Origin of the sequence: Oerskovia sp. NPDC060287 (assembly GCF_042726775.1) — a bacterium.
GTDB classification, from domain to species: Bacteria; Actinomycetota; Actinomycetes; order Actinomycetales; family Cellulomonadaceae; genus Oerskovia; species Oerskovia merdavium.
Map to the genome: position 1 here is coordinate 1 of NZ_JBHXBO010000287.1, position 4,700 is coordinate 4,700.

A 4,700-nucleotide genomic window follows, 5' to 3' on the forward strand; every position below is an offset into this window, starting at 1 on the left:
CTCGTTCAATGATCAGCTACGCCCGGAGGCGAGTGAGATCAGAGCGGGCGGATGTTCTCCGCCTGCGGGCCCTTGGGGCCCTGCGTCACGTCGAACTCGACGCGCTGGTTCTCCTCGAGCGAGCGGAAGCCCTGCGTCTGGATGGCGGAGTAGTGCGCGAACACGTCGGCGCTGCCGTCCTCAGGTGCGATGAAGCCGTAGCCCTTCTCGCCGTTGAACCACTTCACGGTTCCCAATGCCATGGGGATCTCCTTCTAGAGTTTCAAACAGCTCCATGATCTGGAGCCGAACATCACGGTGTTCGTCGTCAACTCTTGGGTAACAAGGTTCGCGGTGGCATGGGGCCGTTGCGCAAGGACAAGCGAGGCACTGCAATCTCACCGGTAACGGTACAGGGGTTACTCCGACTGTGCTACCCCTGTTGCTAACGATTGAAGTACTTGTGTCCACCAACCAGGTCATGACCGAGCAAATCGGGCACGGTCACGAGCGTGTAACCAGCGGCCCGCAGACTGTCCACGATGCCCGGCACGGCCGACACGGTCGAGGCGTGGATGTCGTGCATCAGCAGGATCGCCCCAGGTCGGGCACCTGCGAGAGCCCTTTCGGAGGTCATGGCCGAGTCCTTGTTCTTCCAGTCCTCGGTGTCGACGTCCCACAGGATCGCCGGCTCGTTGCGCTGGGAGAGGACACTCGTCACAGTATCGCTCGTCGCGCCGTAGGGAGGGCGCACGAGGGTCGGTCGGACGCCCGACGCGGCCTCGACCGCGTCCGCGGTCGACTGCAGCTCCTGCGAGATCTGGTCGGTACCGAGCTTCGACAGGTCGGGGTGCGACCACGTGTGGTTCCCGACGGCGTGGCCCTCGGCGACCTCGCGGCGCACCAGGTCCGGGTTCGCCTGGACCGACCGACCGACGAGGAAGAACGTGGCCCTGGCCTGCTTCTCGGCCAGGGTGTCGAGGAGCTGCGACGTGTACCTGCCGGGGCCGTCGTCGAACGTCAGGGCGATGCACCGCAGCACCGAGCAGTCCGGTGCGTCGGGCGACGCGGGGGGTTGAGCGGCCACGGGCGGCTCCTCGGCAGGGGGTGGGGCGATCCCGATGAACGCTGCACCGCTCGCCGCGACCTCGGCAAGCTGCTTGCCGACGGCCGACAGGACGCTCCGCGTCGCGTCCGGCTCGAGGCGCACGGCCAGCTCCCCGTCGGCCCGGGCCGAGACCAGGCCGGGCGAGAAGACCAGGGTCGCTGCGCCGTCGGGCCCGAGACGGACGTCCCGGAACGTGTCCTCCGACGACGGCACGGGCTCGCCGAACCCCAGCCCCTCGGCCGCGAGCGCCGCTCCCGCCCACTCCGCGGCCTGCTTGCGGCCGTCCGCGGTGAGCAGGTCCGACGACCACGTCGTGGTCGCGCGCGGGAGGTCGGTGTAGAACGTCTGGCTGCCCACCTCCCCGTTCGCCCCGCCCGTGAAGGCGTAGGTCGAGGCGTGCACGCCCAGCACGTCGCCCTGCGCGAGCACCAGGTCCCACCCGACGTTGAGCTCGTTGCCCACCGCGCCGGGGTCGATCGCCGACTCGTAGGCCTGCGTCGTCCCGTCGACGAAGCGGCCGAACGCCCGCGCGAGCGAGCGCTCGCCCGGGATCGCGACGGTCGAGACCGAGCGGGCGTCGCCCGTGTCCGCGGTCGACTCCTGGTGGATCTCGAGGTTCTCGACCGAGGTCGGGTCGAGGACCGCCGGCGGGTCCACGCGCTCGGCGGGGACCGGGGTCGCGGTCGGTGACGGGGTCGGCGAGGGCTGTGCCGACGGCTGTGCGGACGCGCGCGTCAGGTAGAACGTGACGCCCGCGGCGGCGACCAGCAGGGAGACGACGACGGCGACGACCCAGACGGCCCGGCTCCGCGGGTGCGCGGGGGACGGACCGCCCGACGGCAGGCCGCGGGACGGGGAGGCGTGCGGGGACATCAGGCCACCGTGCCACGCCCGAACGGTGCGCGTCGCGCCCGGACGGGCCGATGAGGCGAGCGCCACAGCGTCCGCCTCGACCCCTCGCACGGCCGCCTCAGGTGCTCCACGACCTTCACGCGCCGGGCACCCTGGCCGCGGCGGCCGTCCGTGGCGCGCGACGGGTGGTGCCCACCGCCGGGCGCGGGGTAGAACTGAGTGATGGTCTCTCCCTCCCAGGTCCCCGGCGTCGTGCTGAACAACGGTGTTACCGTCCCGCAGGTCGGCCTCGGCGTCTTCAAGGTGCCCGACGACGCGACCCAGCAGAACGTCGAGCAGGCGCTCGAGGCGGGCTACCGGCACATCGACACCGCGGCCGGCTACTACAACGAGGCCGGGGTCGGTGCGGCGCTGCGCGCGAGCGGGCTGCACCGCGACGAGATCTTCGTGACGACCAAGCTGCGCAACGGCGACCAGGGGTTCGAGCCGGCCCTCCAGGCGTTCGAGGACTCGCGCGAGGCCCTCGACGTCGAGGTCGTCGACCTGTACCTCATCCACTGGCCCGTGCCCAGCAAGGACCTCTACGTCGAGACCTGGCGGGCGTTCGAGAAGCTCTACGCCGACGGCGCCGCGCGTGCGATCGGCGTGTCCAACTTCCTGCCCGACCACCTCGCGCGGCTGCTTGCCGAGACCGACGTGGTGCCCGCCGTCAACCAGGTCGAGGTCCACCCCACCTACCAGCAGCGGGCCACGCAGGCCGCGACGCTCGCCGCGGGCATCGCGGTCGAGGCGTACTCGCCGCTCGGGCGAGGCGCGGACCTGGACCACCCCGCCGTGGCGGCGGTCGCGGCCGCGCACGGTGTCACTCCTGCGCAGGCGATCCTGCGCTGGCACGTCCAGGGCGGACGGATCGTCATCCCCAAGTCGGTGAACCCCGAGCGCATCGCCGCGAACATCAACGTGTTCGGGTTCGAGCTCTCGGCCGAGGAGGTCGCGGCGATCGACGCGCTCGACTCGGACGCGCGCCTGGGCTCCGACCCCGCGACGGCCGCGTTCTCGCAGTACCCGGCCTGAGCCCGGGTCGCAGACCCCTCACCTGCGCCTCTGCCGAATCGAGACGTCCCCGTGACGGTGCCGTAACGCGGCACGGAGTCTCGCGTAACGGTGTCCGCATACGTTCCATGCACTCAGGTCGTCAGGACCCGAGCCCGGAACCTCGGGCACGTTGTCCGGTTCGCCGTGTGTGACTCTCTGGTTGCAATTGTGCAACTGGGGTTTCGCGCTCGTCCGACCTGTGCCATCGTCAGCACGATATTCAGTGCTGAATATTCAGGTGATCCACCGCGGGTGCGAGGACTCTGAGCACCCGGGTGCGATCTGGCGCACGGAGGTTCGGAATGCAACGCACAGCACGTCGAACGACGGGTGGGCTGGCCCTCGCGCTGGCTGCCACCCTCGCCATCACCGCATGCGGTACTCAGTCTCAGGGGGACAACACAGGATCGACAGAGTCGTCGAGCGAGACCGGCACGGCCGACCTCGCGATCGTGCCATCCGTCCAGATCGACATCGACGGCCAGGAGGTCCCGGTCGAGACCTCGGGCGACCCCGTCGACCCGGCCGGTGACGGGACGGCCGAGTGCGCCGAGGGAACCTCGATCGCCATGGCCGGCGCCCTGACCGGCCCCAACGCCGCGCTCGGGCAGAACATCCTCTACGGCGCCAAGGTCGCCGTCGACGCGTTCAACGCCGCGAACGCGGGCTGCCAGATCACCATCAAGGAGTTCGACACCGAGGGAGACCCGCAGAAGGCCACCCAGGTCGCCCCGCAGATCGTGGGCGACGCGAGCGTCATCGCGCTCCTCGGCCCGGCGTTCTCGGGCGAGACGTCCGCGACCGGCGACGTCTTCAGCCAGGCGGGCCTGCCGTCGCTGTCGGCGTCGGCGACCAACCCCGACATCACCAAGAACGGCTGGAAGACGTTCTTCCGCGGACTGGCGAACGACGCGGTCCAGGGCCCCGCGGTCGCCAAGTACATGGTGGACACGCTCGGCTACGAGAAGGTCTGCGTGGTCCAGGACAACTCGGACTACGGCGTGGGCCTCGCCAAGGAGATCACCGCGGGACTGGGTGACGCGGCGGACGACTCGTGCTCGGCCGAGGTCAAGGTCGGCGACAAGGACTTCGCCGCGGCGACCCAGCTCATCTCGAGCTCGGACGCCGACGCGGTCTTCTATGCCGGCTACTACGCCGAGGCGGCACCGTTCGCGCAGCAGCTGCGTGACGCGGGCGTCGACATCCCGTTCGTGTCCGCGGACGGCACCAACGACCCGCAGTTTGTGACCCAGGCGGGGGCCGCGTCCAAGGGCGCGATCCTGTCGTGCCCCTGCGGCCCGGCTCCTGACGAGTTCGCCTCGGCCTACGAGGCGCTCAACGGCCAGGCTCCCGGCGTCTACTCGGTCGAGGGCTACGACCTGGCGACGATCATGCTCACCGCGATCGCGTCCGGCGTGACGGACCGTGCCGGGATGCTCGACTTCGTGACGAACTACGACGGTGAGGGCCTGGCCCGCACCTACAAGTGGGACGACACGGGCGAGCTCTCGTCGGCCCTGATCTGGATCTACGAGGTCAAGTAGCCGGTCGGCGCCTGCCGGTCCGGAGCGCCGCCCCCGCCTGGTCGAGCACGACCGGGTCGGGGGCGGTGTGCCCTGACGGCAGCCGCCGAGCGGGCCACGGCGCGCCCGCCCCCCTCGCGGGG

The 4,700-nt window shown here is 70.5% G+C and carries 4 protein-coding genes; 2 read left to right on the top strand and 2 right to left on the bottom strand.

Going from position 1 to position 4,700, the window contains the following annotated elements; all coding sequences use genetic code 11:
* Window positions 1-38 precede the first annotated feature (38 nt).
* Window positions 39-242 carry a cold-shock protein gene (locus ACFWFR_RS17555; protein WP_030152390.1) on the bottom strand — a complete coding sequence of 68 codons (204 nt, stop codon included), beginning with the start codon at window positions 240-242 and terminating at the stop codon, window positions 39-41.
* Window positions 243-424: 182 nt separating this feature from the next.
* Window positions 425-1,960 carry a polysaccharide deacetylase family protein gene (locus ACFWFR_RS17560; protein ID WP_377623886.1) on the bottom strand — a complete coding sequence of 512 codons (1,536 nt, stop codon included), beginning with the start codon at window positions 1,958-1,960 and terminating at the stop codon, window positions 425-427.
* A gap of 201 nt (window positions 1,961-2,161) precedes the next feature.
* Between ACFWFR_RS17560 and ACFWFR_RS17565 the strand changes: the two genes are divergently transcribed.
* Together ACFWFR_RS17565 and ACFWFR_RS17570 are read left to right on the top strand one after the other, a co-directional pair.
* Window positions 2,162-3,013, top strand: coding sequence for an aldo/keto reductase (locus ACFWFR_RS17565; RefSeq protein WP_377623888.1), 852 nt, complete (start codon window positions 2,162-2,164; stop codon window positions 3,011-3,013).
* A gap of 473 nt (window positions 3,014-3,486) precedes the next feature.
* Window positions 3,487-4,578, top strand: coding sequence for a branched-chain amino acid ABC transporter substrate-binding protein (locus ACFWFR_RS17570; RefSeq protein WP_377623889.1), 1,092 nt, complete (start codon window positions 3,487-3,489; stop codon window positions 4,576-4,578).
* Window positions 4,579-4,700 lie beyond the last annotated feature (122 nt).

Bases quoted from the DNA above. Each gene is read 5' to 3' on its own strand.
- ACFWFR_RS17565 (WP_377623888.1), top strand. From the start codon at position 2,162: ATGGTCTCTCCCTCCCAGGTCCCCGGCGTCGTGCTGAACAACGGTGTT.
- ACFWFR_RS17560 (WP_377623886.1), bottom strand. From the start codon at position 1,960: ATGTCCCCGCACGCCTCCCCGTCCCGCGGCCTGCCGTCGGGCGGTCCG.
- ACFWFR_RS17555 (WP_030152390.1), bottom strand. From the start codon at position 242: ATGGCATTGGGAACCGTGAAGTGGTTCAACGGCGAGAAGGGCTACGGC.